The sequence below is a fragment of the Microcoleus sp. C2D2 genome, from assembly GCF_036702495.1.
Classification (GTDB): domain Bacteria; phylum Cyanobacteriota; class Cyanobacteriia; order Cyanobacteriales; family Microcoleaceae; genus Microcoleus.
The window spans coordinates 1-1,092 of record NZ_JAUBTO010000418.1 but is presented as its reverse complement, the minus strand read 5'-3'; the positions used below and the strand labels follow the sequence as shown (position 1 = coordinate 1,092).

The 1,092-nt window shown below is 44.3% G+C and carries 1 pseudogene; it reads right to left on the bottom strand.

From position 1 onward, the window contains the following. Positions 1 to 1,045, bottom strand: a pseudogene (locus QUB61_RS39640) (IS1634 family transposase); the annotation flags it as partial. Positions 1,046 to 1,092: the final 47 nt, after the last annotated feature.

Here is a 1,092-nt window from a genome sequence, read left to right as displayed (position 1 = left end):
TCGTCTAGTTGATGATAGGGTAGTTGTTGTGAAAATGCTGTGGCGGCTTGGATGGCCTGACTGTTTGCAAGCAAACTGTTGACTAGATAACTGTTTCAATTCTGTGGTGGCGAAAGCCAACTGTTTAGCTACAGGTTTTGCTAACAGTTTTTTGTCAGATTCCAGTCTGGCTTGACTTTCAATTACTAACCATCGTTGTTGAATTCCCGCATAAGTATTGCCACAGGCGGCAATCTTGTATGTCGGCATCGAACTGGCGACGAAGGCATCAGGTTAATTGTCTAGCAACAATTGTTTGGCACTCGTCAAGGTAGCAGGTACCCTCGATACCCATCGTAACTGTTCCATTTGAGCCAGGTTGCCTGCGGTATAAAGTGCAGCATCAGCAACAAATAAGGCATCAATATCCCATTGCTGTCTGAACTCCCGTGTGAGTTGGGCAAATATTGCCGAGTCAGTTTCATTTCCATCCCCCACTTTCAAATACAAGGGAATATCTCCGTCCCCACTGCACATGAGATCTACGATAAATTGCTTCAAATCCGGGCGGTGATCTCTGGAATAGCCTTGGGTGATGTGTATTGCTCCTGATTCGACTGTTTCATCCTGCTGTTGATAATCTCCATCAACGTGGAATGAACTTGAATCTAGATGTAAGCTGTTGATGTTTACTCCAAATTGACGTGCTGCTGACAGTGCCACTGTCACAAATATTTCCGTCAATCCCGAATCATGTAATTTGTCTAATATCCGCCCCAAACGGTCGTCATTGAGGTGTTCTGCTCTGATTCCTTCCCCCAATAGATGCTCTGTCGCTTTCCCCACGAAAAATTTTTCTTCTAGGTACAATGGTGCGCTCACTTTCGCCCAATCCATTCAGGATCATGGCTTTGACTACAAGCCGAGGACTAATGATTTCTTGTGGATGTGTGCCTAGCTTTCGATCAATCTGTTGGACTAATTCCATCTCATCGCAGATCCCTGCAATAATTCCACAGTGGTCAATATCCTGTACTCTAATATCTGATGCTCTAAAATTTTCCATCCTTTTAAAATACCGGATTTTGCGATCATACCTGCGGAATGTGGGTT